This is a genomic window from Arthrobacter sp. MDT2-34-1, from assembly GCF_059091365.1.
On sequence record NZ_JBNHGO010000044.1, the window covers coordinates 1 to 1,121 of the forward strand.

General features: G+C 68.2%; 1 protein-coding gene and 1 pseudogene. Both read left to right on the top strand.

Annotated elements, in window-relative coordinates; genetic code table 11:
• Window positions 1-438: pseudogene (locus AC5RVV_RS17480) on the top strand (NAD(P)/FAD-dependent oxidoreductase); the annotation flags it as partial.
• Window positions 439-509: 71 nt separating this feature from the next.
• Window positions 510-1,022 carry a GNAT family N-acetyltransferase gene (locus AC5RVV_RS17485; RefSeq protein ID WP_494002622.1) on the top strand — a complete coding sequence of 171 codons (513 nt, stop codon included), beginning with the start codon at window positions 510-512 and terminating at the stop codon, window positions 1,020-1,022.
• The last annotated feature ends 99 nt before the right edge of the window (window positions 1,023-1,121 follow it).

A 1,121-nucleotide genomic window follows, 5' to 3' on the forward strand; every position in this document is an offset into this window, starting at 1 on the left:
AATGCGCAGCACGCCCTGCGCCAGGCCAAGCACATGGCCAAGAACATTCTGGCCCAGCGGTCGGGGCAACCGGTCACCGACTACAGGCACACCACGATCGGTGCGGTCGCGGGCCTGGGCATGTACAAGGGCGTGGCGAAGGTGGGTGCCGGCAAGCTGGTCCTCAAGCTGCACGGCCCCTTGGCCTGGCTGATGCACCGCGGCTACCACGGCATGGCCATGCCCACCATGGAACGCAAGGTCCGCGTCATCGGCAACTGGGTGCTGAACTGGGTGGCCGGCAAGGACACCACGCAGATCCTCAATGCCAACGATCCGCAGCGCACCTTCCGCGAGGCGACGTCCCCGACGCCGAAGATGGCCACCCCGTCCGTGGCACCGGTGGGCACCGCGCGGGAACGGAAGAAGAAGACGGAGCCGGTCAAGGCGGCCAGCTAGTCACCTGAAGCGGGTCACCGGCCGCCGCCGCGCACGCTTAAGCGCGGTTCCGAAAGCGTAGACTGCGAAGAATGCTTATCCGACCCGAAACAGCGCAGGACCGGCCGGCCGTCCTGGAGATTGCCGCCCAGGCCTTCCGGAGCTCCGACGATCCCGGGCCCGAACCGGCCGAGGTGGAACTGCTGCGCCGGCTGTTCCGCAGCCGGGAGTATATTCCCGGACTGTCCCTGGTGGCGGAGGCGGACGGCCGGGTCCTGGGCCACGTCATTACCACCCGCGGCTGGATCGGCGAGGAGCCGTCCCTCGGGCTGGGGCCCATTGCCGTCCTGCCCGGGGAGCAGGGCCGGGGGATTGGCACCGCCCTGATGCAGGAGACCATCCGGGTGGCGCGGGAGATGGGGGAGCGCTCCATCGTGCTGCTCGGGCACCTGGATTACTATCCCCGGTTCGGGTTCGTGCCGGCGGCATCGCTGGGCATCCAGGCACCGGATCCGGCCTGGGGAGACCATTTCATGGCGCTGGCGCTGGGCGGTGCCTGCGGGCGCGGGACCTTCCGCTACGCTGGACCGTTCTCGGAACTGTAGCTTCCGTGCTGCGCGCTTCAGGCGCGCCATCGAGTAGTCTTGATGGGTGCCGGAGCACGCCCTAGTAGCCCAATTGGCAGAGGCAGCGGACTTAAAATC

Coding starts and splice junctions, on each gene's coding strand:
- AC5RVV_RS17485 (WP_494002622.1), top strand. CDS start 510: ATGCTTATCCGACCCGAAACAGCGCAGGACCGGCCGGCCGTCCTGGAG.